At 47.3% G+C, this 24885-nt stretch carries 19 protein-coding genes; 15 read left to right on the forward strand and 4 right to left on the reverse strand.

Translation table 11 applies throughout. The features are described from left to right. Nucleotides 1-43: 43 nt before the first annotated feature. From plsY to HB364_RS26655, 4 genes are all read left to right on the forward strand, one after another. Entirely contained in the window at nucleotides 44-709 is a 666-nt protein-coding gene (gene plsY, locus HB364_RS26640; protein ID WP_167291465.1) for a glycerol-3-phosphate 1-O-acyltransferase PlsY, read from the forward strand. A gap of 198 nt (nucleotides 710-907) precedes the next feature. Then, nucleotides 908-1720 carry a M48 family metallopeptidase gene (locus HB364_RS26645; protein WP_167291466.1) on the forward strand — a complete coding sequence of 271 codons (813 nt, stop codon included), beginning with the start codon at nucleotides 908-910 and terminating at the stop codon, nucleotides 1718-1720. A 169-nt stretch (nucleotides 1721-1889) separates the two neighbouring features. Then, on the forward strand, nucleotides 1890-2342 hold the full coding sequence (locus HB364_RS26650) for a hypothetical protein (RefSeq protein ID WP_208420107.1): 453 nt from the start codon (nucleotides 1890-1892) through the stop codon (nucleotides 2340-2342). 84 nt (nucleotides 2343-2426) lie between these two features. Further along, on the forward strand, nucleotides 2427-2954 hold the full coding sequence (locus tag HB364_RS26655; protein WP_167291467.1) for a class IV adenylate cyclase: 528 nt from the start codon (nucleotides 2427-2429) through the stop codon (nucleotides 2952-2954). On the opposite strand, the gene dnaG is transcribed toward HB364_RS26655, so the two are convergent. Further along, complete coding sequence (gene dnaG, locus HB364_RS26660; protein WP_167291468.1) at nucleotides 2944-4875, reverse strand: DNA primase; 1932 nt, start codon at nucleotides 4873-4875, stop codon at nucleotides 2944-2946. The genes HB364_RS26655 and dnaG overlap by 11 nt on opposite strands. A gap of 232 nt (nucleotides 4876-5107) precedes the next feature. On the opposite strand from dnaG, the gene HB364_RS26665 reads away from it, so the two are divergent. From HB364_RS26665 to HB364_RS26680, 4 genes are all read left to right on the forward strand, one after another. Beyond that, nucleotides 5108-6424: a lamin tail domain-containing protein gene (locus HB364_RS26665; protein WP_167291469.1), complete on the forward strand. Its 1317-nt coding sequence runs from the start codon at nucleotides 5108-5110 to the stop codon at nucleotides 6422-6424. Between the two features lie 241 nt (nucleotides 6425-6665). Beyond that, nucleotides 6666-7037, forward strand: a complete 372-nt coding sequence (locus HB364_RS26670) for a hypothetical protein (RefSeq protein ID WP_167291470.1) — start codon at nucleotides 6666-6668, stop codon at nucleotides 7035-7037. 166 nt (nucleotides 7038-7203) lie between these two features. Further along, complete coding sequence (locus HB364_RS26675) at nucleotides 7204-9321, forward strand: elongation factor G (protein WP_167291471.1); 2118 nt, start codon at nucleotides 7204-7206, stop codon at nucleotides 9319-9321. Between the two features lie 204 nt (nucleotides 9322-9525). After that, complete coding sequence (locus HB364_RS26680) at nucleotides 9526-12090, forward strand: outer membrane beta-barrel protein (protein WP_167291472.1); 2565 nt, start codon at nucleotides 9526-9528, stop codon at nucleotides 12088-12090. 2 nt (nucleotides 12091-12092) lie between these two features. Here the strand turns inward: HB364_RS26680 and HB364_RS26685 are convergent, their stop codons facing one another. Then, the gene (locus HB364_RS26685) at nucleotides 12093-13364 is read right to left on the reverse strand and encodes a pepsin/retropepsin-like aspartic protease family protein (protein WP_167291473.1); all 1272 of its coding nucleotides are present in this window, start codon (nucleotides 13362-13364) and stop codon (nucleotides 12093-12095) included. Between the two features lie 158 nt (nucleotides 13365-13522). Between HB364_RS26685 and HB364_RS26690 the strand changes: the two genes are divergently transcribed. Continuing rightward, entirely contained in the window at nucleotides 13523-14119 is a 597-nt protein-coding gene (locus tag HB364_RS26690; RefSeq protein ID WP_167291474.1) for a nitroreductase family protein, read from the forward strand. A gap of 7 nt (nucleotides 14120-14126) precedes the next feature. Here HB364_RS26690 and HB364_RS26695 read toward each other — a convergent pair whose 3' ends face one another. Next, nucleotides 14127-16154 carry a hypothetical protein gene (locus tag HB364_RS26695; RefSeq protein ID WP_167291475.1) on the reverse strand — a complete coding sequence of 676 codons (2028 nt, stop codon included), beginning with the start codon at nucleotides 16152-16154 and terminating at the stop codon, nucleotides 14127-14129. Nucleotides 16155-16285: 131 nt separating this feature from the next. On the opposite strand from HB364_RS26695, the gene HB364_RS26700 reads away from it, so the two are divergent. From HB364_RS26700 to HB364_RS26720, 5 genes are all read left to right on the forward strand, one after another. Continuing rightward, complete coding sequence (locus HB364_RS26700) at nucleotides 16286-17683, forward strand: IS4 family transposase (RefSeq protein WP_262889840.1); 1398 nt, start codon at nucleotides 16286-16288, stop codon at nucleotides 17681-17683. Between the two features lie 205 nt (nucleotides 17684-17888). Further along, nucleotides 17889-18923, forward strand: coding sequence for a sensor histidine kinase (locus HB364_RS26705; protein WP_167291477.1), 1035 nt, complete (start codon nucleotides 17889-17891; stop codon nucleotides 18921-18923). Then, nucleotides 18901-19635, forward strand: a complete 735-nt coding sequence (locus HB364_RS26710; protein ID WP_167291478.1) for a LytR/AlgR family response regulator transcription factor — start codon at nucleotides 18901-18903, stop codon at nucleotides 19633-19635. The genes HB364_RS26705 and HB364_RS26710 overlap by 23 nt, the downstream gene beginning before the upstream one ends. A gap of 140 nt (nucleotides 19636-19775) precedes the next feature. Next, entirely contained in the window at nucleotides 19776-22151 is a 2376-nt protein-coding gene (locus HB364_RS26715; RefSeq protein ID WP_167291479.1) for a TonB-dependent receptor, read from the forward strand. Between the two features lie 136 nt (nucleotides 22152-22287). After that, entirely contained in the window at nucleotides 22288-22875 is a 588-nt protein-coding gene (locus tag HB364_RS26720; RefSeq protein ID WP_167291480.1) for a hypothetical protein, read from the forward strand. Between the two features lie 553 nt (nucleotides 22876-23428). Here HB364_RS26720 and HB364_RS26725 read toward each other — a convergent pair. Continuing rightward, nucleotides 23429-23596 (reverse strand): hypothetical protein, encoded by a 168-nt coding sequence (locus tag HB364_RS26725; protein WP_167291481.1) that lies wholly within the window; start codon nucleotides 23594-23596, stop codon nucleotides 23429-23431. A gap of 206 nt (nucleotides 23597-23802) precedes the next feature. On the opposite strand from HB364_RS26725, the gene HB364_RS26730 reads away from it, so the two are divergent. Beyond that, on the forward strand, nucleotides 23803-24654 hold the full coding sequence (locus HB364_RS26730; RefSeq protein WP_208420108.1) for a Fic family protein: 852 nt from the start codon (nucleotides 23803-23805) through the stop codon (nucleotides 24652-24654). Nucleotides 24655-24885 lie beyond the last annotated feature (231 nt).

Below are 24885 nucleotides of genomic sequence, written 5' to 3' on the forward strand. Positions count from 1 at the left end.
TTTTCCTTTATATTTGAATTTTCCAACTTCAACCAACTATTCAATGAAAGAAGTGCTCGTCATTGTAATAGCATATTTGATCGGCTCTGTTCCAACTGCTGTCTGGGTCAGTAGAGGTTTCTTCGGCATCGATATCCGTGAATACGGAAGTGGAAATGCCGGCGCTACTAATACTTTCCGCGTACTGGGTTCCCGCTGGGGTACTTTTGTAATGATCATAGACATGCTGAAAGGCGTAGCTGCTACCAGCCTTTATCTTTTACTACCTTTTTACGCAGATACTACCAATGAATGGGACCGCACCAACCTTATGGTGGGCCTCGGTCTGGCGGCTGTATTGGGACATATATTTCCCATCTGGGCCGACTTCAGGGGTGGTAAAGGGGTGGCTACCTTATTTGGGATGGTCCTCGCCATTCAGCCCGTAGTGGCCGTTTGCTGCGTAGGTGTATTCCTCCTGGTACTGTACCTGACCCGCTTCGTATCCCTCAGCTCCATCTTTGCCAGCATTGCTTTTGCTGTACTCATACTCTTTATCTTCAATGAAAAAGAACCTTTGTACAGGGCATTTGCCATTGCAGTGGCGCTCCTGGTGATACTCACCCACCAGAAAAACATCACCCGCCTGCTGCGTGGCAGTGAAAGCAAAGTGCCCATCTTAAAGTACCGCGACCGTAAGCGGGAACGCCGGCGCTCCAAAGAAGACTGATCAATACATAACAACGATAGTGAACCTGTATTTCGTAACCATGAAATACAGGTTTTTTTATTGCTGCACATTAATCTGTTTGCCAGATTATTGCGTACGTTATATTTGCTGCAGCTTAGCATCTGGAAACCTGCGTCCCAAACCCTGAATCCCGGAGTTGGTATCATTTTAGTATTAATTTTGATAAAAATTATCCCGATGAAACGACTATTCGTTGTTGCCTCACTATTAGTCCTCCTGACAGGTTGTAGCCGTAATGCCATCACTGGCAGAAGCCAACTTTCCCTTTTTAATGAAGCCGATATCCAAAGTATGGCGGCTACTGAATATACCCAATTCCTTTCCCAGAATAAGGTAATCAGCACTTCAGGCAGCAAAGATGCTGAAATGGTGCGCCGGGTAGGGCAGCGCCTAACGGCCGCGATCAATAACTTTTATGCCAATCAACCCGACATTGCCCAGGAACTGAAGCAATACAAATGGGAATACAACCTGGTAGATTCAAAAGAAGTCAATGCCTGGTGTATGCCCGGCGGTAAAATTGTAGTTTATACAGGTCTCCTGCCCATCACGCAGAATGAAGCAGCCCTGGCAGCGGTAGTAGGCCACGAAATAGCTCACGCCCTGGCAAAACACGGGAATGAACGCATGAGCCAGGCCACTGCCCAGCAATTGGGTGGACAGGCCCTCCAGATAGCCATTGCCAACAAAACGCCTGCAGCCCAGAACCTCTTCATGAGTGCCTATGGTATCGGTTCGCAGGTAGGCGCCCTGCTGCCTTTCTCCCGCAAACAGGAACTGGAAGCCGACCGTTATGGACTTATCTATTCAGCCATGGCCGGTTACAATCCGCAGGAAGCAATCCCATTGTGGGAACGTATGGCAAAGGCTGGCAGTGGTCAGAAGCCACCCGAAATATTGAGCACACACCCTGCAGAAGCTACCCGCATCCAAAAGCTCCAGGAGTTAATGCCGGAAGCCCTTAAGTACTATAAACCAGTCGGTAAATAGTATATAGAATTATTGTAATAATTGTTTTTCTACGACCCGTCAACACACAATTAAAGGTGCTGACGGGTTTTTTAATGTAAAAAGTGCGCATTCGTACTGTATTTGCCTTACCTTTGCAATCCCGTCCAAAACTTAAATCCTAAGTCACTTACTAAAAAACTTCTCAGGCATGTCGCAAAACTTGTTAGATAAGCTTCAGCTTCAGGAAGAGAAAAACGTACTGATTCAGGGACTTCCTTCTTCAATCGAAAAACAGTTTGTAAAATTAGCTTTCGCTAAAAATGTAACGCCTTTGTTGAAATCGCGCAAAATCGACTTTGCACTGGTGTTTGCAGTAAATGAAAGTCAGCTTACAGGCATCATGAAGGATGTACTACCTGCCTTACAGGAAGAAGGTAAATTTTGGATTGCCTATCCAAAGACCACTTCCAAGATCGTTACAGACCTCAATCGCGAATGCAGTTGGAATTGCATCCGGAATGCCGGGTTTGAAGGTGTAGGTGAAGTAGCGCTCGATCACGTATGGACCGCCATGCGTTTCAACAAAGTAGCCGCTGCTCCTGCAAAACCCGCCCGCAGAGCGCCCGTGCCCGGAAAGCGCGTAGCTGCCATGGCCGACTAATCAATCCGCCGTCACACACAAAAAGATACTTCACAGACCCGTTCACTAATGGGTCTGTTCTCTTGTTTCCGTAACTGTCCATATATGTCATTCATCAATATTGAAATAAAAGCCAGGACTGAAAGGGCTGCTGAGATCAGGCAATACCTGCTAAACAGGGGAGCGGAATTCCGTGGCACAGATGAGCAGACAGATACTTACTTCAATGTACCCAACGGGCGCTTGAAATTGCGGCAGGGCAACATCGAGAACAACCTCATCTGGTACCAGCGCACTGACCAGGCAGGTCCCAAACAATCGGACTGCCTGCTTACGGCAGTAACAGATGCAGCCTCCCTCAAGCAATCACTCACCAAGGCACTTGGAGTTAAAGTAACAGTGGTGAAAAAACGGGAGATCTATTTCATCAACAATGTAAAATTCCATCTTGATCAATTAGAAGGACTCGGCAGCTTTGTGGAAGTGGAAGCCAGCAACAAAACAGAAGACCTGCCGGTAGAAAAACTGCAGGAGCAATGCGAATACTACCGCAAAGCGTTCCAGATACGCGAAGAAGACCTCCTGCAATACTCTTACAGTGATATGCTGTTAGCGAAGAACTTCACTTCATAATCACCGTCCCGCCTTGTTTTAATATTTCCCGTTCCATTTGCTTCAGGTGCATATGGGTCTGGATCAGTACAAGCTGTTCCTCGGGTGTATGTGGACGCTCCAGGTCGCGCTGGTTTTCTTCCACCATGCGCCGGATCTTGCGTAGCTTAAGATAATTGACCGTAGAAATAACTTCTTCCCGGTAAAGGTCTTCCCGGCTGGGCAGTTTGCCGTCAAAATGTTCACTCCAGTTAGGGCTCAGCTCATAGGCAAAGTCCATCACCGTTACTACCATCGCACTCAGTTGCTGGTCTTCATGATACAGGAAATTCTTGGGGCCGGGCTCAATACCTTCATCATACCATACTTTATAAGTATCCATCACCCGTACCAGTTCCTTATTATCAATCATGTTCTGGTCAACCGACTCTTCAAAAATAAAATCGGCCACGCGGCGGTTCTCATCCCAGGGCTTCAGACCAAATTCGAGCAGACAGCGCACCATCCCACGCTCACTCATCTCGTCCTTGTTAAACAGCGAGCCGGCCTCATCTTCCGGGATAAAGGGTGGGGGCTGGTCTTCGTAATACTGCCCGTCATCCACCGGCAGCTTACTTTCCTGCTTCATTACCTTATCGCGGATAAACTTATTCACCAGGGTATTTAACCCGGTTTCATCAATGCGCAGCAAACTGGAGCAGCGGCGTATATAATCCTGCTGTTTCGTAAAGTCTTCTGCTTTATTCAGCTTGGCGATCGTTTCCGCGATCTGGTTTACCAATGCCGCTTTCTTATTCGTATCATCACCGGCATCCTTCATCAGGATCTCTACCTGGAACAGGATAAAATCCTTCTTATTCGCCTTCACGAAATCCTGGAACTTGGCGGCGCCTATCTTATTCACATAACTGTCGGGGTCTTCATTATCCGGTATCAATACCAGCTTTACATTCAACCCTTCTTCCAACGCAAGGTCCAAACCACGCAAGGCGGCTTTCACACCGGCTGAATCACCATCATAAATAATCGTCAGGTTCTTTGTATACTTCTTGACCAGTCGCAACTGATCGGGCGTAAGCGAAGTACCACCGGAAGCCACTACATTTTCAATTCCCGCCTGGTGCAGGGATACTACATCAGTATATCCTTCTACCAGCAGGCATTCATCGTTCTTGTCAATAGCCTGACGGGCGAAATAAGAGCCATACAGGATCTTACTCTTATGATAGATCTCATTCTCCGGCGTATTAATATACTTGGGTGCCCGTTCGGCTTTGCCAATAACACGGGCGCCGAATCCCAGCACCTTACCGCTTTGATTATGGATAGGGAAAATAATCCGTCCCCGGTAATTATCATAAGGCCGTTCATCACGCACCACGATCAGGCCGCTCTTTTGCAGGTACTCCTGGTTATACTGGCCAGCAATGGCTGCTTTGGCAAAAGCATCACGCTCCTGCAGGCAATACCCGATCTGGAACTTCCTGATAATCTCTTCCCGGAAACCTCTTTCCTTCAGGTAGCTCATCGCAATATCCTGTCCCTCTTCTGAATCAAATAACTTCTCTGCGAAATATTGCTGGGCAAACTGGTTGATAATATACAAACTGTCGGCAACCTGGTACTGCGCCTTCAGTTCAGGGCTCACCTCCGTTTCCTCGATCTCAACATTGTACTTATTGGCCAGCCAGCGCAGCGCTTCCACATACGAATACTTCTCAGCCTCCATCAGGAAGCTGATCGAATTGCCGCTCTTGCCGCAGCCAAAACACTTATAGATCTCTTTTGTGGGAGAAACGGAAAACGAGGGCGACTTCTCATTGTGGAAAGGGCAGAGCCCGATATAATTCACACCCCGCTTCTTCAGCTTCACAAAGCTGCCTACCACCTCCACTACATCTACCCGGCTTAATATCTGTTGTATCGTTTGCTGACTGATCATTGGTTCACACTGTAAAAGGTCAAATTTAAAGGCGGTAAAAGGAAATTGCAGAACTATTTTTCCACCTTGATAAACAATTACTTAGAATTCGCCAGGGGCCTGCCTTACGGCTTTCAATAATGGGTTTCCCTTATCCGGTATGGTTCTTTTTTACCATGTGTCTCAAATGAGCTAATTTGCATATATATCCAGTATCTCCGCAAAATCCTGTCTATTATTAAAATCCATGCGTATGAAAGTGAATACTACCCTTAAGAATATGCTATGCCTTCCCAGGGCAGCATGGTGTTTCTTTATATGCATTTTACTTTTATCACCGTTTCTTACAAAAGCCCAGGGCCGCGTGCTCATCAATGAATACCTTCCCTGGCCTAACAATACCTGTGGCACCACGGCAGAATTTATCGAACTCTATAACTTCGGACCCGGTCCTGCAAATATCGGTGGTTATATCATCACTGATGGCGATTATGCAGTTACCATTCCCGCCAATACCATCATACTGCCGGGTGAATTCTTCGTACTGGCCGGGCAGGATATCATTCCCCAGAACTGTGGCAATGATCTCCGGAATGTTACGGTGAACCTTAACTGGAATACCTGTGGTTGTACCAGTGCACCTATACCCACTACAGGCGACGGCTTCATAACAGATGGAGGCGGCAGCAACGAACAGGTAGTGCTGCTCGATTCCAATCTGAAGATCATAGATGCCATAGCCCGGGGTACTTCTGTGGAGTCTTCTTCATCCATAACCACCTCCACAGCAGGCGGACAATTCACTGCCCGTACTTTTGACCTCGATAACATGGGCATTCAGTACGAAACCATCGGGGAGTCTGTAGGCCGGGGCAATAGCCTGGCCCGGAAAATTGATGGTGGCTGTGGCTGGATAAAAGACACGCAGGAAAGTGCCGGCGATATTAACAATACAACCGGGCTTGTATTGGATTGGAATGCTTCTTTTTCTTTTACAAAAGCAGCTACCTGTAACAGTACGGGTGGTATATCCATAGCTGTTTCCAATGCCTTATTATTTCCCATGCACTACACACTGGGAAAAGATGCAGATGGTAATTTTCTATACGACTTCAACGACAACTACCTGTATGGTACGGATAGCACAGCACCTGATATGCAGCTATCAAACCTGGATTCCGGGAGGTACCGGTTAATCATGGAAAGCAGCCTCGGTTGTGATGTCACCATGTTCGATTTCTCTATCCTGGGATGTTCGGCACTCATACTTAACCAGCTCTCCAGGAATGCAGGAGCAACACGCAATAACAACAATACCATCATTCGCATCGCAGAAAATCCTTTTGCAGATCAATACACTCTATTAATACAGGCACCTGCAAAAAACAGGATGCAGCTAATGGCGTACGACCAACTAGGTCGTCTGGCATTCACCCAAATAATCAACGTGATGCAAGGCAATAACAGCATCAGGCTCACGGCACACCGAATGCAGCCGGGCATTTATATCCTGCAGTTCCGGGACCAGGAAGGAAGACTGGTGCAAGCCATTAAAGGCATGAAACGATAAGAACACCACTTCGGTGGGTGTATACCTATTTACGAAAAAAAAACAACATAGCCTAAAAAAAGGCGGTAAGTTTTCCCCGCTATTACGCACGGTTGGATAAAAATCCCCGTAAGTTCCATCCTGATCCTGAATTTTAACGACGCTGTTTCCTCAAATCTTCCTAAATTAGGACCAGAACAGCAAATCAGTCTATCAATCGCGTTCTTCAGTTCTTTTATTTCTTCACCTAAATTTTTCTCCCATGGTTACTACAGACGTAGCACAGCTCTCAAGAGAATGTAATGCCTGGCGGGAGACATTACGTTCCTATCGCGACGAATTTGGCCAACTCCGGCAGCGCCTCATAGACGTAGCCGCCAGTCAGACAACAAAAGAAGACCTGCTCGAAGTAGAGCACCTGGACAATCAGCTTCACATCCAGCTCATCAACATCCACGACCTCAAGCACGCCATCAAATCCCACACCCGGAAGATCGACTTCGAAACCGCCAAAGGCCAGATCAATGACGACGTAGCGGCCACCCACGAAAACCTCTTTGACGAATACCAGCACCTTGAACACACCCTACAGGAAGTAAAACAGGAATTTCGCAACTTCGTAAACCGAACGTGATACTGCCCGCATAAAGGGCTCCATAAATAATTTTAATGTAGCGGCATTATAGCATGACCGTTTACATTGACAGCTACTTACGTCATTGTAACCACAAAGACGTAACAACTTACTATCCCCATAATTCGGCGCCAAATAATTTCCATCACCATTAAAATCGTTTGCTATGCCGGAATTCGATACTTCACACGTAAAAAACATTGTCTTGCTGGGCCATGCCGGCGCCGGTAAGACCACGTTGGCGGAATGCATGCTCTTTGAAGCCGGACTCATTAACCGCCGCGGTTCCGTCCAGGAACGCAACACCGTCTCCGATTACCACGAATTGGAACAGGAAAGGGGGAACTCCATCTTCTCTACCTTGCTCCACACCAAATGGCGGGGTTATAAGATCAACATCATAGACACACCGGGTTATGACGACTTTGCCGGCGAAGTGGTATCAGCACTCCGCGTGGCAGATACCGGCGTCATGTTGCTCAACGCCGTTATGGGGGTAGAAGTGGGTACAGACATTATATGGGATTACACCGAACAGTTTAAAACGCCCATGATCTTTGCCGTCAACAAACTGGATGATGACAATGCCGACTTTGACAGCACCGTACTGGAAGCAAAAAATCACTTTGGCAACAAAGTGGTCGTAGTACAATACCCGCAACAACAAGGCGCTGGCTTCCATGCCATCATAGATGTGTTGCGCATGACCATGTACAAATTCCGTGATGCCGGTGGCAAACCGGAAAAATTACCGATACCGGAAGAAGAAAAAGCCAGGGCGGAAGAACTGCACCGCGAACTGGTAGAAGCAGTGGCCGGTAACGATGAAGCCCTCATGGAAAAATACTTTGACAAAGGCGAGCTCGATGAAGATGAAATGAAAGAAGGACTGAAAAAGGCCATGATCAACCACGACCTCTTTCCTTTATTCTGCCTCTCCGCCGAACGCAATATGGGCAGCGGCCGCCTCATGGGATTCATAGACAACGTTTGCCCCAGTGCCAATGAACGCGCCAGCTCTGCGAAACTTGCAGCTTCGCAGGAAGGGCCTGCTTGTCTTTTCATTTACAAAACCATATCAGAGCCCCACGTAGGCGATCTCTCTTTCTTCAAAGTTTATTCAGGCACCGTTAAAAGTGGTATGGAACTCGTGAATGAAACAACGGGCGTTACTGAAAAGCTCAACCAGTTATTTGTAGTGGAAGGCAACAAGCGCATCAATGTAAATGAACTGGTAGCGGGCGACATTGGAGCCACACTCAAACTGAAAAATACACACGTCAACAATACCCTGCACGAAAAAGGGAAAAACATAGAACTGGAACCCATCGTATTTCCTACGTCCAACATGAGCATGGCCATTGAATCGATCAAAAAAGGGGAGGAGGAAAAACTATCCCTGGCACTGCACCAGTTGCCGGAAGAAGATCCTACCATACGGGTGGAATTCTCCCAGGAACTCAAGCAAACCATCATTCATTGCCTGGGCGAGCTGCACCTCACCATCATTAAGTGGAGAATAGAGCACCTGCATGGGGTGGAAGTAAAATTTACTAAACCACGCATACCCTACCGGGAAACCATCCGCCGCATGGCCGAATCCAACTACCGCCACAAAAAACAATCAGGCGGCAATGGCCAGTTTGGCGAAGTATTCATGCGCATAGAACCCTGGTATGAAGGGATGCCCGATCCAAAAGGATTAAACGTGCGGGGAAGGGAAGAGTACCCTCTCGATTGGGGCGGAAAGCTCGTCTATTACAACTGTATCGTAGGAGGCGCTATTGACACCCGCTTCCTGCCCTCCATCTTAAAAGGCGTCATGGAAAAAATGCAGGAAGGGCCGCAAACAGGCTCCTTCGTACGCGATGTGCGGGTATCAATCTATGACGGCAAAATGCACCCGGTCGATTCCAATGACATCTCCTTCAAGATCGCCGGCCTTATGGCCTTCAAACAGGCTTTTGCGCAGGCAGATCCCCAGATACTTGAACCGATCTATCATGTGGAGGTACTATGCCCGGACGACCTTACCGGTTCCGTTATCGGCGACCTCCAGACACGCCGGGCCATTGTAGAAGGCATGGAAACAGAAGGACATTTCACCAAAATACTGGCCAAAGTACCGCTTGCCGAAATGCATGACTATTCCTCCTCCCTGCGTTCCATCACCCAGGGAAGGGCCAAATTTTCCATGCAATTTGATGACTACGCCGCCGTGCCTGCAGAAATACAGAAAAAGCTGCAGGATGACTACCATAGACTTGCCAAAGAGGAAGTATAAAAAGTCGGCCACCCATTCATTCAGTGCTTACTGAATGAAGTGCTTACCAGTGTACAGCATGCAGGTTATTTGCTAAATGCAGGTAGCCTGCATTTTTTTGTTAAAGAGATGCTAAATTATTTCCTCCGAAAGGATGTATCCTGGTTGTCGTCTAATCCTAACCAAAAGATAGACAACCCATTATTGAATAACTGTTACCTCTTAATGAAAAAGACCGGAAGTTTATTAGCCATTGCTTGTTTTGTGATCAACGCTTATGCACAGGAAAATGGCCCGCCCGCTGGTGAACACAGCCGCCAGGCCGCAGGCCGTTTATATGGAAGGATAGTAGATAGCAAAACCAACAAGGGCGTAGAAGCAGCTTCCGTACGCTTGTTTATCATTGTAAAAGACATTACCGGACAAAATAAAGACAGCCTGGCCGGTGGCATGCTCTCTAAACCAAACGGCGACTTCAGCATAGAGAACCTGTCTGTTAAAGGCAACTATCGCCTCAGCATATCAGCCATTGGATTTAAGGAAATAGACCAGCAGATCGCTTTTCGTAAAGCAGGGGGAGGCCTCGTTGAACAGGACCTGGGCAATATCAAACTGGAACAGGATGCCAGCACGCTCGATGTGGTAACAGTTACCGGTCAGAAACCCGCCCTGCAAATGGGCATTGACCGTAAATTCTTTGATGTAGACAAAAGCTTGACTGCTGCCGGTGGTACAGCCCTGGATGTCATGAAGAACATTCCTTCTGTGAGTGTGGATGTGGATGGCAATGTAACCCTGCGCAACAGTACGCCACAGGTATTCGTAGATGGACGCCCCACCATCCTCACCCTCGATCAGATCCCTGCTGATAACATTGAAAGGGTAGAGCTCATCACCAATCCCTCTGCTAAATTCGACGCTGCCAGTACAGGAGGCGTTATCAACGTCATCTTAAAGAAGAATAAAAAGCTTGGTCTCAATGGCCTTGCTTCTGTAGGCGCCGGTTATCCGGATATCCTCAACGGCAACCTCACGCTCAACCTGCGGCAGAATAAATTCAACTTCTTTGTCAGCGGCAACTACAACCAGTCAGGAGGCATTGCTAAAAGCAAAGCCTACCGACTCAACAGGAAAGCAGGGGAACCACAGGACTACTTTAACCAGTCCTCTTCTTCCGACCGCCTCCGGAAATTCGGCTCCATACGTTTTGGGGTTGATTACTTCCTCGATAACCGCAACACCATTACCCTTTCCCAGAACTTTGTAAGCGGCAACAATAGCAACCATGAAAAACAGGACCAGCAATACCGTGACCTCAGCAATACCTTAACGCAATACGGCATCCGTACCTCCGATAGCAGGGGCAACTTCAACAGAAGCAGCACACAGCTCTTATACAAACACAAATTTGCAGAGGCCGGTAAAGAATTGAATGCCGACATTAACTACAATACAGGCAGTGGCGGCGACAGGTCAAACATCATCAATAGTTATTTCAATCCCGATGGCACACCTGCTACTGATCCCAATGTCGTGCGCAACAGTGGCTCCAACGACAACGACCAACTCACTGTACAGGTGGATTTTACAGATCCCAAAGGAGAACATACCAAACTGGAAACGGGCGTACGTGCCTTTATCAACAACTACCGCAGCGTTTTCAACGCCGTCTCCGTAGCCAATGGCGCAGAAACCAAACTGCCATTGAGCAATAACTACAAATACCGCCAGATAGTCAATGCGGCCTACATTACTTACAGCAGTAAATTGGGTAATATCGGGTACCAGCTTGGTTTACGGGCAGAGCAATCCAAATTTGACGGAGAGCTTATTGATAGCGCCAAAAAGTTTGGATATGACTATCCCGATAAGATTGACAACCTTTTTGATGCCTTATTCCCCAGCATCTTTTTGACCAAGGCATTAAGTGAAAGTGAAGAGATCCAGGTAAACTATACCCGTCGTATACGCCGTCCCGACTTCTGGAACCTCAATCCCTTTGTGGATATCAACGATCCGGTCAACCTGCGCCAGGGCAATCCCAACTTAAGGCCCGAATTCACCAACTCATTTGAGTTCAACTACAACAAATCATACAGCTCCGGCAGCTTCCTCGGTGTTATATACTTCCGTAATTCGCAGGGTGAAATAACCCAGTTCAGCGACACCATTACCGCAGCGCAATATGAGCAGCTCAACAATGCAGCAGTAGATCCCAATGCCATCCTCAACACCTTTATCAACGCCAATACAGAAAATGAGTGGGGGAGTGAACTGACACTGCAGCAAAAAATAGGCAAGCACTTCGACTTTACGCCTACCATCAACCTGCAGTATACCAAAGTAAATGCGAAGCTGGAAAAAGTGGACCTGAGTAATGAAGGGTTCAACTGGGAAGCCAAGCTCATTGCCAACTACCGGATAAGCAGCAAATCCAAAATACTGGACAAGCTCAGCTTACAGGCCATAGGTGAATATGAATCGCCGGAGATACTGCCGCAGGGAAAACGGAAAAATCAATACAGTGTAGATGCGGCCTTGCGCAAAGACTTCCTCAAAGGCAACAAGGGTACCCTTACCTTCAGTGTCAATGACGTCTTCAACACCAACCGCTGGGGCACCATCTATGATACGGAGAACTTTTACCAGGATTCCTATCGTCGCCGCAACGTGCGCAACTTCCGTGTCACCTTCACCTATAAATTTGGCAAGTCAGACTTCAACCTCTTCAAACGAAACAACCGCAATGGCGAAGATAGGAACGACGATGACGGTGGGGATCGCAGTTAATATTACTGCACGAAATCCACATACATATACTTAAAATTGATCACCAGCTCCCTGAACTTTGATAGCACATCCTGGCCGAGATTGCCATAATAAAACTTATCCTTCGCATCCGTGCTGGTTGTCTTTACATCAAGATTGGCAAGGGAAAGGGATTGTCCGCCAACCTTGAAAACCGTGGCGGGAATACGCCAGGCTTTTGAAGTGCTATAACCACCTGCACCGCCTTGTTGCATATCATACACTTTGCCGGTAGTCTCAATAGTGGTCTTATATTGATGATAGAAAGGCTGATTGAGATCTGTTTGCTGGGCGCCTGTATCAAAAGTGAAGGCCAGCGTATCTTCATTAACGCCAACCTGGATTACGGGTGTCAGCTCATCCATACCAAAATTACGGATCGCTTTATCGGTAGCGTATTGCGGCACGGTAATAAAGCCGCCCTTGTCAATACGGACTTCCTGTAATTGTTCAATCACCGGGAAACCAATAATACCATTGATCTTATAAGCGCCGCCGGCAAAAGACAGGGCACTGTCCGGGAACACAATAAACACCACATTATTCACTTCCACATCACCCATGCGCAACGTTTTGGCAATACCCAGGTCGGCATCTACCTCAATACCGGTAATAGCCCGCACCTTATAAGTGATATGCAACAGGTCCAGCCCCGCCTTAGCAGCATAACTTTCCGTGATCACCGACAGGTTGGCGCCTGTATCAAATACAAAATCATATGTGTTATTTCCGAACTGTACAGGTACATTGATCAGCCGGGCCATGTCGCGCTTATAGGCAATACGGCTGTCCTTACGCACCTGGGTACGCTGTGCCGGGGTCTTTTGCAATCCTTTCCAGATAATATCCGAATTCACCACGTCCCTTTTTTCTTCGGGCGTAAGTGTATGTCCATATTTAGCGAGCAACAGCTCACTGGCTATATGCGCCTCCCTGTATTCATACAGCTTTACATGGTTGTCAACCTTTTTTCCCAATAACCTGCTCAACTCTTTATCAGAGAGCTGTTTACTGTACTTATGCAGCAATACATCAATGTCCTTGTTGGAGGCCCGAAGCTCATGGAAGAAATTATGTACAAAAGCCTGGTAATACAATTGGCGATGTACCGGTAATGCATCTTGCCCCGGAGAATTCAGCGCCTGCCGCAGTTGGAAATAATGCCGCCGTTCCAGCAGACTGTCCAATGGTGCATGGTTTTCAGCATGCAGTGCATAAGTCACAAACAATACGACTACAACAATAAAGATCCTCATAAATAAAGCTTATTCAGGTTTGCAAAGTAGTAGCAATGCGGCAGGTAATATTAGTTAAGGATATGTGAATTGCTAAAAAAGGGCAATGAGTTGTGTTTCCGCAATTCGTAATCATTCGTGTAATTCGTGTTTTATCTTTGCAGTCCAAATCACTAATAATGATAGACCAACAGCCTGTAACCGCCACGCCCGAGCTCGTAAACCGCCTCATCCGTACCCGGCGCAGTGTATTTACCCAGCAATTTGAGCCTGGTAAGGCCATTCCCGATGAGATCATCTGGCAGTTGCTGGAAAATGCCAACTGGGCGCCTACACATAAACTCACGGAGCCCTGGCGTTTTACCGTATTCAGTAGGGAAGGATTAAAGACCCTGGCGCAGCAGCAGGCTGCCATCTATCAACAATTTGCCGGCGCTAAATTCAAACAGGGCAAATATGAGCAAATGCAAACTGTGCCCTTATTGTGTTCCCACGTCATAGCCATTGGCATGAAGCGCCACGACAACCTGCCCGAAATGGAAGAAATTGCGGCCGTAGCCTGTGCAGTGCAAAACATGTACCTCACCGCCAATGCATACGGCATCGGCGCTTATTGGAGCACGGGTGGTATCACCTTCATAGAAGAAGCCAAAGCACTATTCGACCTCGGCCCCGATGACAAGCTCATGGGATTCTTCTATCTCGGTTACATCCGTGTACCTTCTACAGATGGTAAACGGAACAGCATTGCAGAAAAAGTAAAATGGGTGAAATAGTAAGACCCTAATAGGACACCATAATATACTGTGGTCCTTCTGTGACCAGGGGTACGATCACGGCGCCGTTTTTCACTGGTAGTTCTGTTCGTGCCCCTTCTTCTTTACCAATAGCCATTGTAACCAGCGTAGCTTTGGTGGCCTTACCTACATTTACTGTATAATTGGCCGTGGTAGAACCATCATAAGTACCGCGCACCACATAATACACCTTCAGTTTGGGATTCGACTTATGATCATACCGGGTTACGGTAACACCGGTACTGTCGCCATTCTTTACCATCGTGCTCCAGCCTTTATAATCATGCAGCACATTCATACGCGTGGCATACCACCACCAGATGGGCATCCGGTGAGAGCCTATATAAGCATATGTAGTAGGATCAAACTTTTCAATCACCATTAGCATCGTACCAAACACGCCGGAGCCATCAGAAGTATGGAAATAATTGTATACTGTTTCAAGGCCATTGGGCACAGCAGCAGCCCGCTCCAGCGTACGTACCATAAAATTGGCCGATACCACGGTGTCTGGTATGCCGGGAACAGCCTTCACATTATAATCACTATTACCGATAGCATAACCGATCTCTGTCCAGCGCAGACCTCTGCCGGGGAAATACCTGTCGCGGAAATTCCGGTATGCTGTGATCCGCTCGGTTACCTGGAACTGTTCCGGGCTTACTGCATCCGCATCGGTATGATGCACCTGCCCGCCATACCGGTTACTGATATATTGGTTAAAGCAAAAACCATCTGCCGGGAATGGCTGACCATGATACAGCCAGTAATTCAAAAAATACAGGGCTTTCCATTGTACCGTATCTGCACTCAGCAGGGCACCCAGGTATACTTTCGCGTTCGGGTCTACTGATTTAATAGAATCCCAGGCCACCTTCAACTTTTGCAACAATACGATGGGGGAGTGGTAACCCGTGGTGCCCATCCAGTTCTTATCATCCTCATTGCCTATTTCAAACACCTTGATCTTGTCCTGTCCCGGTGTAAGATTAGGGTGGGTATTACCATACACGCTATAACTGGCTGGTAAAACAGCATTACGGTTGCTGCCCCACAGGTACGCCATTACCTTCCACAGCCTGCCATGGTTCTTTGTCCAGGGTTCATAAGCCGTGCTGTCGCTTCCGGGGGGAATATCTTTAAAGGCATTCGTGCGTGTAAGGGAATTATAATCATCCGTTCCCTTCAGGCCCGGTACTGTTTTAATATTGGCGCCATTAATATACAGCATCACGGGCGTGCCCATACTTTTATGAAACACCAGCGCACGCTTATCAAAATCTCCATACTTATCAATCTCGAAAGCCTGCTTGTCAATATCGGCGGCATCATCATGCACCCAGTTAAAAACATTGGAGGGTGCGCGGTAGGAGCCATACAAGGGAAGACCGTTGCTCAGCTTCATATAATTAATATCCTTGCCACCAATGGCCGAACCTCCCTGGAAAGTGATACCGGGATCGGGCAGTTGCACAGCAGCAACAGTTGGTACCAGCGGTGAACACTTCGCTACTGCATTACCATAAATACGGAACTCCCGTGTATCGGCCGAAGGGTCGGGTGATTCAAAACGGATAAAACGAATGGGACTGCTCACATTACTGAGCTCTCCCTGCAGCAATGTCCAGGTCTTGCTGCCGCCGGGCAATTTGTATTCGCCCTTCTTCACCCGGTTACTGTCGTACACGGTCACTGTCCAGTTGCTGGGGCCATAGCCGTGATAATAATCAATGGACAACTTATCATAGCAGCTATCGCCCAGGGAAATAAAGAACACCATGGGCGAGGCAAAAGCGTTATTCATATAATACTCCTGGTCCATCTTATTATTGTCGGCAATACTGCGGTCAAACAACAACTCAGGATTCTTTTTGCCGGTTGTATTCCAGAGATCGCGGCCCGCTACAATATTGATCAGGTGCGCACCGGCAGGCGGCTTCCGGCTATCAGCCGGTTCTGCCGAACAGCCGGCTACCAGGCTCAGGAGAACAAGGCTAAAGAAACGATACTTCATCAGTTGATATATTTATATATGTAGGACCACAGTTCCGGACAAATATAAGGAACACCCGTAAAGAGGTGACACCTATTATCACTCGCTCGCCTCCGGCCTACGGTGTACCCATAAGTTGATAGATTTGTGAAATGATAATAAAGGGCGCGAACTACAGGGATTGCTTTAATGACAAACGACTGGAAAAGAGGGGCCTGGATTTATTGCGTCGGTTATTTAGCGGGTCGACGCGGGCTATTCAGCAAATTTCGATGTCCCGGGCAGAGCAGAAAGGCTTTTACCGGTTTTTAAACAATGAGAAGGTAAAGGAGAGTTCTTTAATTGAAGAGTTATCGGGGCGATGTGGTGAGTCCGTAAAAGGTAAGCTGGTATTAAGTATCCAGGATACTACGGAGATTAATTTGAGCAGGCATGCCGGACGACTCAAAGCAGATAGCGGGTTAGGGTCGATTGATGCCGTATTAAAAGGGGTCGGCTTTAAAATGCATCCTTCTTTGGTTATAGATGCTGCCACCCTTTTCCCGTTTGGCTGGGCAGACATACACATCTGGCATCGGGGTATGGAGAAAAAGAGCCTGACCCGTTATGAGATGCAAAAGCTTGAAATAGAAGAAAAAGAGTCATTTAAATGGATAGCTGCTGCCCAGAAAAGTAAAGAGGTATTGAAGCAGGCCAGTGCTGTTATTATTGTACAGGACCGGGAAGCAGATATCTACGATCAGTTTGTACGGGTGCCGGATGAGAGAACCTTTTTGCTGATACGTTCCCGGTGTGATCGCAATCTCACCGATGGCACTAAATTATGGGATCATGTGCAAACGCAGGCCTGCAGTGGTATATATAGTGCCCATATTGAGGCGGACAAGCGCCGGGGGTTGCAAAAAAGAGAAGCTGTTATAGAAGTCCGGTATGCGTCAGCAACGCTTAAAAAACCAGCAGGGACAGGAAAGGATAAAGAATCAGTGGTGGTAAATGTGGTAGAAGCCAGGGAGACTACAGAGGGAATAGAAAATCCTATAGAATGGAAACTGATCACCACCCTTCCTGTTCAAAGCTTTGAAGATGCCTGTCAGGTTATTGACTGGTACAGATGTCGCTGGATGATAGAGGAAGTATTCCGGGTTTTAAAAAAAGAGGGGTTCCATATAGAGGGCAGTGAACTGGAAAGTGGCTGGGCAATCCGGAAATTGAGTTTAATGATAATGGATACGGTTATTAAGCTGTTCCAGATGCAGTATGCTTATAGCTTACCGGAAGAGGAGATGGAGGCCGCTGTAAGTTTTACGGAGGCAGAAATAAGTTGTTTGCAATCCCTGAACACCAGACTGGAGGGTAGTACCGATAAACAAAGTAACCCTTATAAAACAGGCTCGCTGGCCTGGGCCAGTTGGATCATAGCCAGACTAGGAGGTTGGAAAGGTTATCAATCCCAACGACCACCGGGTATAACAACATGGTGCCACGGCCTCAAAAAATTTTATTCAATTTTTGAAGGGTGGACTTTACAAATAAATGTGGGTACACCGTAGGCCTCCGGCGAGTGAGGCTATTCCGTAGCCTCCGGCTACAACGTCGTTTGCGTAGGTGTGAGCCGGAGGCTCACCAATACCCGTCACCAGCGGGACGCTGGCGACTGTATAGTCGTCGGCACAAAGGGCCGGGTGGTCGCAAAATGAACCCGGATCGTCCGCACGCCCTTGTTACTAAAGGGAAAGGGGTATTTTTGTTATAGTTATGCAAATATCCCGCAAACGGCTGGTAAGCATTCTGCTGCACGTACTCTTTACTACCCTCATAGTAATGGTGCCTGTTTTCCTCATGCCCCTCAAAGAGCAGAAAGATCCCTCCAGCAAAAACTTCTACAACATTCCCACCATTATTATGACGGCTATGGCTACCATTGCCTGTTATACCAGTGCCTATTGGTTGTACCCACGCTTCCTGCTCAGGAAAAAGCTGTTCAGTTACCTGGGCATCACCCTCACTATCTGCGCCTTTACAGCGGTGATCTCCGGCGTAACCACCAACTTATTCTCCGATATACCCACGCCTTTTATCTGGGCACATATTGTCACCAAGTTCTTTATTGTGTTATTTGTGATGGGTACCGGTACGGCCTACCGTTTCGTCATGGAGGTAATGAAGCAGGAATCCAAGCAGAAAGAAAGCATGACCATGGAGCTTTCCTTCCTGCGCTCGCAGGTAAGTCCGCACTTTATGTTCAATACGCTCAACAGCATGGTGGCACTGGCCCGCAAGAAAAGCGATAAGCTGGAACCTGCACTCATTGAGCTCAGTAACCTCATGCATTATATGCTCTATGAATCGGACGAAGAGAAAGTCAACCTCTCCAAAGAAATAGATTACATACAGAGTTATATTGACCTGCAAACACTCCGCTTCGGGCACAATGTAAAGATCCTGTTTACGGTGAATAAACCCCTGCCTTCCGATCCCTGCATTGAACCCATGCTGCTCATTCCCCTCATTGAAAATGCTTTTAAACACGGCATAGGCCTCATAGAAGAGCCCGAAATTGACATCCGGCTTTGTGTGGAAAGAGAAGGATTGCTCTTGCTGGTACAAAATAAATACAATGACAAAACGATAGAGATCAGGGATAAAACATCCGGTATCGGACTGGTAAACCTGGAGCGGCGGTTAAAGCTCTTATACCCGCACAAACACTCCCTGTACCTGTCGAAGAACGGCGCTTACTTCAAAGCATCCTTAAAACTCAATCTGCATGATCAGGTGTCTGGCTGTTGATGATGAAATGCTGTCGCTGGAATTACTGGAAGACAATATCCGCCGTATTCCATTCCTGCACCTGGTGGGTCGCTGTGGCAATGCCTATGAAGCCATGGACATCATGCTCCGCGAACCGGTAGACCTTATTTTCCTCGACATACAAATGGGCGGTATTACCGGCACCCAGTTCCTGCAAAGCCTGTCCTCAATGACCAGCAAGCCCATGGTCATATTTGTTACGGCCTATAAGAAATATGCGCTGGATGGTTTTGAGCTGGATGTATTGGATTACCTCGTAAAGCCGGTAGCCTTTGAACGTTTCCTGAAATCCGTTAACAAGGCAGCAGAATACCATGCACTCAGGAATGTTGCAGCCTCACCCGCAGCAGCCATACCGGCGGCGACCGATTACTTCTTTGTGAATGTGGAATACAACCTGGTCAAGATCTCCATCAGTAATATCTACTTTATTGAAGGACTCAAAGATTACATCAAGATCTACCAGCAGGGAACGGATAAGCCGGTCATTACCCGCCTGCCCATGAAATCTATAGCAGAAAAACTGCCGGCCAACCGTTTCATACGGATACATAAATCCTACATCGTAGCTGTTGACAAGATAACTTCCATACGTAAGAACCGCATCTATATTCAACAACATATCATTCCCATCAGTGATTCCTACCGCGATGATCTCTTCCGCATCATTGATCCGCAAAAACTTATTTGAATTACACCAATAGGGGTATTCGCTTTCTGCGTTGTCTACACATACGGCAATCATGTCGCATAGTTTGTGAAACTGGTATACTTCGTTTTTACAGGCAGGGGAGAGGTGGCAACTTTATACCAGTAACATCAACCTACATTATGAAATATTCACTTGTCACCTTATTGCTTTTGGGAGCTGTCACCGGCAGTATCAGTTCCTTTGCCCAGAACACGCAAACCGTCACCGGTACGGTAATAGATAAAGCGTCGGAGCGCCCGCTGGCCAATGTATCGGTAAGCATTGCGGGCACCCGGATCGGCGCTACCACCGATTCATTAGGTCGTTATTCCCTGTCGGCTGTTCCGCTGGGTCGCCACCAGGTAGCATTTACTTACATTGGTTATAAAACCGTTACCATTCCCGAAGTGCTCGTCACATCGGGCAAGCAGGTAATCCTCGATGTACCGCTCGATCAGCAGATCGCAGCGCTCAATACCGTCACCGTTACCGCCGGCAGAACAAGAAAGGGTATGGCGGCCAATGAATTTGCCGGCAGCAGCTCCCGCTCTTTCAGCATGGACGATGTAACACGGTATGCCGGCGGCAGGAATGATCCCGCCAAACTGGCCAGCAACTTTGCCGGCGTAGCCAATACCAATGATTCGCGTAATGACATCGTGGTACGGGGTAATTCGCCTACTGCTGTATTGTGGCGCATGGAAGGCATTCCTATTCCCAACCCCAACCACTTTGCCACGCTCGGTACCACCGGTGGGCCGGTAAGCGCTTTAAATACCAATGCCCTCAAAAACTCTGATTTCTATACCGGCGCTTTTCCGGCGGAATATGGTAATGCTACTGGTGCTGTATTTGATATTGGCCTGCGCACCGGCAACAAAGACAAATTTGAAAAGACCATCCAGTTGAATATGTTCAGCGGACTGGAAGCCATGCTCGAAGGCCCATTGAGTAAAAAGAAAAACGGTTCTTCCTTCCTGGTAGGTTACCGTTATTCCTTTGCACAGATAGGGCAGTCACTCGGCTTCAACGTGGGTACCGATGCAGTGCCCAAGTACCAGGACCTGATCTTTCACCTCAACTTCGCCAAATCAAAGCTGGGTAAGTTCAGCCTGTTTGGTATGGGGGGCGTAAGCAATATTGATTTCATTGGCGCCGACCTGGACTCTACCGACCTCTTTGCCAATAAAGATGAAGACACTTATTTTGAATCCAGGATCGGTGTGATAGGACTAAAGCACACGCTCGACATCGGCAGCAACAGCTACCTGCGTACCATGGTTTCGTATTCCTATGTAAGCAATGAAGGCATGGTGTACAAATATTTTGATTCATTGACCGAACGCCAGTTCCTGACCGAACAGTCTACGGAGAACACAGGCCTGCGTTTCTCGTCCTTCATCAATTCCAAGATCAGTTCCCGTTTTACCATGCGCGGTGGTATGCTGGCCGAACAAATCGGTCTGAACACGTACGTACACACACGCGAAGACCGGCCCGACTGGGAAACCACCCGTGATTATGATGGCAGTGCCTGGCTGCTGCAACCTTATGTACAGGGCAAATACCGTTTTACAGAAAAGCTGTCGCTCAATGCAGGCTTGCATGGCATCTGGTATGACCTGAATGAAACTTCTGCGATAGAGCCACGCGCTTCACTCAGCTATGCCATAGCCAGCAATCAAACCCTCACCTTCAGCTATGGGCTGCATCACCAGCAACAACCTTTGCCGGTATACCTGTACCAGGAAAGAAAACCGGATGGCACCTATGATCAGTCCAACAAGGAACTCGATTTCACCCGCGCACATCACTATGTAATCGGTTATGACTGGTTCTTTGCCCGCGACTGGCGGCTGAAAGCAGAAGCTTATCATCAATCTATTTCCAATGTGCCGGTAGAACGTACGCCCAGTGGATTCTCTGTATTGAACAGTGGCGCCGATTTTACTTTCCCGGAAAAAGCAGGACTGGTGAACAATGGTACAGGCACCAATACCGGTATAGAGCTCACAGTAGAGAAATTCTTCAGCAAAGGATTCTACCTGCTCACTACAGCCTCCATCTTTGATGCAAAATACAAAGGCAGCGATGGCATTGAGCGGAACTCTACCTTCAACAACAAAGCTGTGGTCAATGTACTGGCCGGCCGTGAATGGAAAATGGGCCGCGACGGACGCAATGCCTTTACCATAGATATTAAGTTTACCCAATCCGGCGGACGCTATTATACCCCGGTTGACATGGCAGCATCCAACGCCACCGGGTATGAGCAACTGGATGAAAGCCGGTACAATGATGAGCAGTTTTCCAACTACCTCCGGTTCGATACCAGGTTTGGTATCCGGCTGAACAGTCCTAAGCGTAAGCTGTCACATACTTTTTATCTGGACATACAGAATGTAACCAACAGGGAGAATGTATTCATACAACGATACAACCGGGTGATGAAACAGGTAGGCGTTGTAAACCAGGTAGGCTTTTTCCCGGATATCCTGTACAGGTTACAATTTTAAAAGGTGAGGGCGGTGTTGGATAAGAAGAAGAACCATAGGCCCGGGTAATGACCGTTAAATCTGTTGATTAAAGGTTAGGTTAATAAGATCTACGGTCCCCGGGCTTTTTTAATGCACACTATCCTAATGGATGTATATGGTGAACGTACCTCTTTACATCGGTGTATTGTTGATCATTCCTATAGCGGCGCAGGCGTCTGCCGACAACCGGCAACAATTGCCCAATGGTTATGGAGTAGGTGCTGTTATGCGTACCGATATTGTCATCCTGCATGAAGCCATCAAAGAGAATATCCGGCAGCAGGCATTACTGATATGGGTAGATGCACCAGGGAAGCTCCCTACACGCCACCAGGTATTACCGGCTATAGAAGCCATCATTAATAACATCAGGTATGTATCTATTGAAAATACATGGTATCAGATTATTGATGGGGTAAGCAGCACCAGCTTACTCCGGGAAGTTACCGCCGGCGCAGGCGCCACAGTGGAACAGAACAGCGTAAGATCAGTCATGGCTATGCAAAGACAAGGGGCATACCATGATGGTTTTACAGCGCCTGCTGCCGGCACCCAATTCATCCGGCCTTCAGATAAGGAGCAGTGCAAAGTGGTGGTTACAGTATTTGTTCATGCTCCTGATCTGGCCGGAGATTACAATCATCCCCAGGAGGAGTGCCAGGACCTGGCTATGGTGGTAGACCGTTACCAACCGCTTTGTTAAACCGTTAAAAGTTCAATCGGTTCATATGCATTTTTTGTTAATTAGGACACGCCCCGTTTCCACGGGGCGTTGCTTGTATGTTAGGTAGGTGATGACCACACCATCTCAACAAAATTCTTCCTAATAATTCTTGCAACACCTCGTTTACTGCCATTATTGCAGTAAATTAGCCTATCAAAATTGGTTTGCTGATGAACCTGCCTAATTTCCCGTATGTTTCTTCCCACCTTACTCCGAAGGTCCGCAGGACTCCTTTGGAGAGTCTTTTGGACCGGCCTCTATTGCCGGGTTGCTCTTAGCAAGGTCTTGAAAAGTGGTCCGCTTAGCGTTGGTTTAGCGTAAATCTGGCGTTCGTTTAGCATAAAGTAGCTTCATCCTGCCTTCAACTATGGAACAGCTATGGAACAACCATGCTTTAAGACGATGAAAAACACGGGTCAGTGATGCTGGATACGGTCCAAAGTATCGCCAAAATGACATATTAAATCCGGAACCGGTGTATGAAAGGAAGGGGAAAATTTTCTATGTGCTGTAAAAATGGGAGCGTTGCGGATCAGGAATTATTGCCTTGATTTCTTCTGTGGGCCTGTAATTCGCCATCGCGTTTGCCGGAGCGATAACCCACGCGATAACAAATGACTGGTATCAAAACAAAGAAAGCCAGGACAAACAAAATGAGAATCCATTCAAGGCCGCCGGGCATGCTGATAAAAAGATTCATGGGAAAAGATTTCTCTAAACTTATTTAACTTTTATGGCAAAAGCAAACTGTACAGAATCAGTCTGTTTCTGCTGGTAGCTTTACTGGCTGGTAAATTTCTGGTAACTTTAATCTTTCTGCCAGCCAGATTCGTATATGATACAGAGCGTCGGCTGGTTTAAGCTTAGAATAAAACCGGCCGGCGCTTTCTACTTATAATTCATATTATGTTAAATAGGATTAGGCAGAATCCAATTATGCCCAATGAGCTTTCCACATTACTGAGACGCTATAGAGATTTGAACTTGCAGGATGTGCTTGACCACGAGCGCTTTAACGAATACTCAATCGTACACCACTCTACCAGTATTGAAGGTTCCACATTAACAGAAGTTGAGACACGATTGCTCCTGGAAGAAGACATTACCCCTAAAGGAAAGCCATTGACCCATAGCTTAATGGTCAAGGATCACTATAATGCACTGCGGTACGTGCTGGACGCTGCCGTTGCGAAAAAAGCCATTACAGTCGAATTTATTCAGCAGATTAATGCCCTGGTCATGAAGAATACTGGCAGTGTTTACAATACTGCTTTGGGCGAGATTGATGCCTCTAAAGGGATGTTCCGAAAAGGAAACGTGAGTGCTGGTGGCAGCTATTTTCTCACATTTGACAAGGTGGTACCCTACACCACAGCGCTTGCAAAAGGTCTGAATGAGACTTTTCTTAACGCTAAAAGCGAGGAAGAACAATTAAGAATCTCCTTTTCTGCGCATTTTGACCTTGTTTCGATCCACCCTTTCTATGATGGAAATGGCCGTACCAGCCGGTTACTGATGAATTATATCCAGGCCTGCCATGGCCTGCCCCTGGCTATTGTATTCAAAGAAGATAAAGCGGATTATTATGTTGCCCTCCAGGATACGAGGAAACAAGAGGACAAGGAGATCTTTTATGCTTTCATGTTTGGGCAATACAAGAAGCACCTTGAACAGGAAATTGCCTCCTATACGCAAGCTATGACCTCAAAACCATCCCCCAAAAAGGATAAAGGGAATGGATATTCATTGTTCTTTTAATGCTCAAAATCTTCAGAAAGGAAAAGGTGCCTGAACTGGCCGTTGAATTGTACCCAACTGGTAGCAAAGGGCTAAGGGAATGCTCTGCGATAGCACTAAGAAAGTATTCAGATAGCACTGGGATAGCTCTATACACAGTACTGTTCCAGACCACTCTTAGACCATTCCCTGGCCACTCCCAGACAATCCTTAGAGCACCCCCTGCCCATTCCGGGCACTAAAAAAGGCAAA

This window comes from Paraflavitalea devenefica (assembly GCF_011759375.1).
Taxonomy (GTDB): domain Bacteria; phylum Bacteroidota; class Bacteroidia; order Chitinophagales; family Chitinophagaceae; genus Paraflavitalea; species Paraflavitalea devenefica.

Bases quoted from the DNA above. Each gene is read 5' to 3' on its own strand.
- plsY (WP_167291465.1), top strand. From the start codon at position 44: ATGAAAGAAGTGCTCGTCATTGTAATAGCATATTTGATCGGCTCTGTT.
- HB364_RS26645 (WP_167291466.1), top strand. From the start codon at position 908: ATGAAACGACTATTCGTTGTTGCCTCACTATTAGTCCTCCTGACAGGT.
- HB364_RS26650 (WP_208420107.1), top strand. From the start codon at position 1,890: ATGTCGCAAAACTTGTTAGATAAGCTTCAGCTTCAGGAAGAGAAAAAC.
- HB364_RS26655 (WP_167291467.1), top strand. From the start codon at position 2,427: ATGTCATTCATCAATATTGAAATAAAAGCCAGGACTGAAAGGGCTGCT.
- dnaG (WP_167291468.1), bottom strand. From the start codon at position 4,875: ATGATCAGTCAGCAAACGATACAACAGATATTAAGCCGGGTAGATGTA.
- HB364_RS26665 (WP_167291469.1), top strand. From the start codon at position 5,108: ATGAAAGTGAATACTACCCTTAAGAATATGCTATGCCTTCCCAGGGCA.
- HB364_RS26670 (WP_167291470.1), top strand. From the start codon at position 6,666: ATGGTTACTACAGACGTAGCACAGCTCTCAAGAGAATGTAATGCCTGG.
- HB364_RS26675 (WP_167291471.1), top strand. From the start codon at position 7,204: ATGCCGGAATTCGATACTTCACACGTAAAAAACATTGTCTTGCTGGGC.
- HB364_RS26680 (WP_167291472.1), top strand. From the start codon at position 9,526: ATGAAAAAGACCGGAAGTTTATTAGCCATTGCTTGTTTTGTGATCAAC.
- HB364_RS26685 (WP_167291473.1), bottom strand. From the start codon at position 13,364: ATGAGGATCTTTATTGTTGTAGTCGTATTGTTTGTGACTTATGCACTG.
- HB364_RS26690 (WP_167291474.1), top strand. From the start codon at position 13,523: ATGATAGACCAACAGCCTGTAACCGCCACGCCCGAGCTCGTAAACCGC.
- HB364_RS26695 (WP_167291475.1), bottom strand. From the start codon at position 16,154: ATGAAGTATCGTTTCTTTAGCCTTGTTCTCCTGAGCCTGGTAGCCGGC.
- HB364_RS26700 (WP_262889840.1), top strand. From the start codon at position 16,286: ATGATAATAAAGGGCGCGAACTACAGGGATTGCTTTAATGACAAACGA.
- HB364_RS26705 (WP_167291477.1), top strand. From the start codon at position 17,889: ATGCAAATATCCCGCAAACGGCTGGTAAGCATTCTGCTGCACGTACTC.
- HB364_RS26710 (WP_167291478.1), top strand. From the start codon at position 18,901: ATGATCAGGTGTCTGGCTGTTGATGATGAAATGCTGTCGCTGGAATTA.
- HB364_RS26715 (WP_167291479.1), top strand. From the start codon at position 19,776: ATGAAATATTCACTTGTCACCTTATTGCTTTTGGGAGCTGTCACCGGC.
- HB364_RS26720 (WP_167291480.1), top strand. From the start codon at position 22,288: ATGGTGAACGTACCTCTTTACATCGGTGTATTGTTGATCATTCCTATA.
- HB364_RS26725 (WP_167291481.1), bottom strand. From the start codon at position 23,596: ATGAATCTTTTTATCAGCATGCCCGGCGGCCTTGAATGGATTCTCATT.
- HB364_RS26730 (WP_208420108.1), top strand. From the start codon at position 23,803: ATGTTAAATAGGATTAGGCAGAATCCAATTATGCCCAATGAGCTTTCC.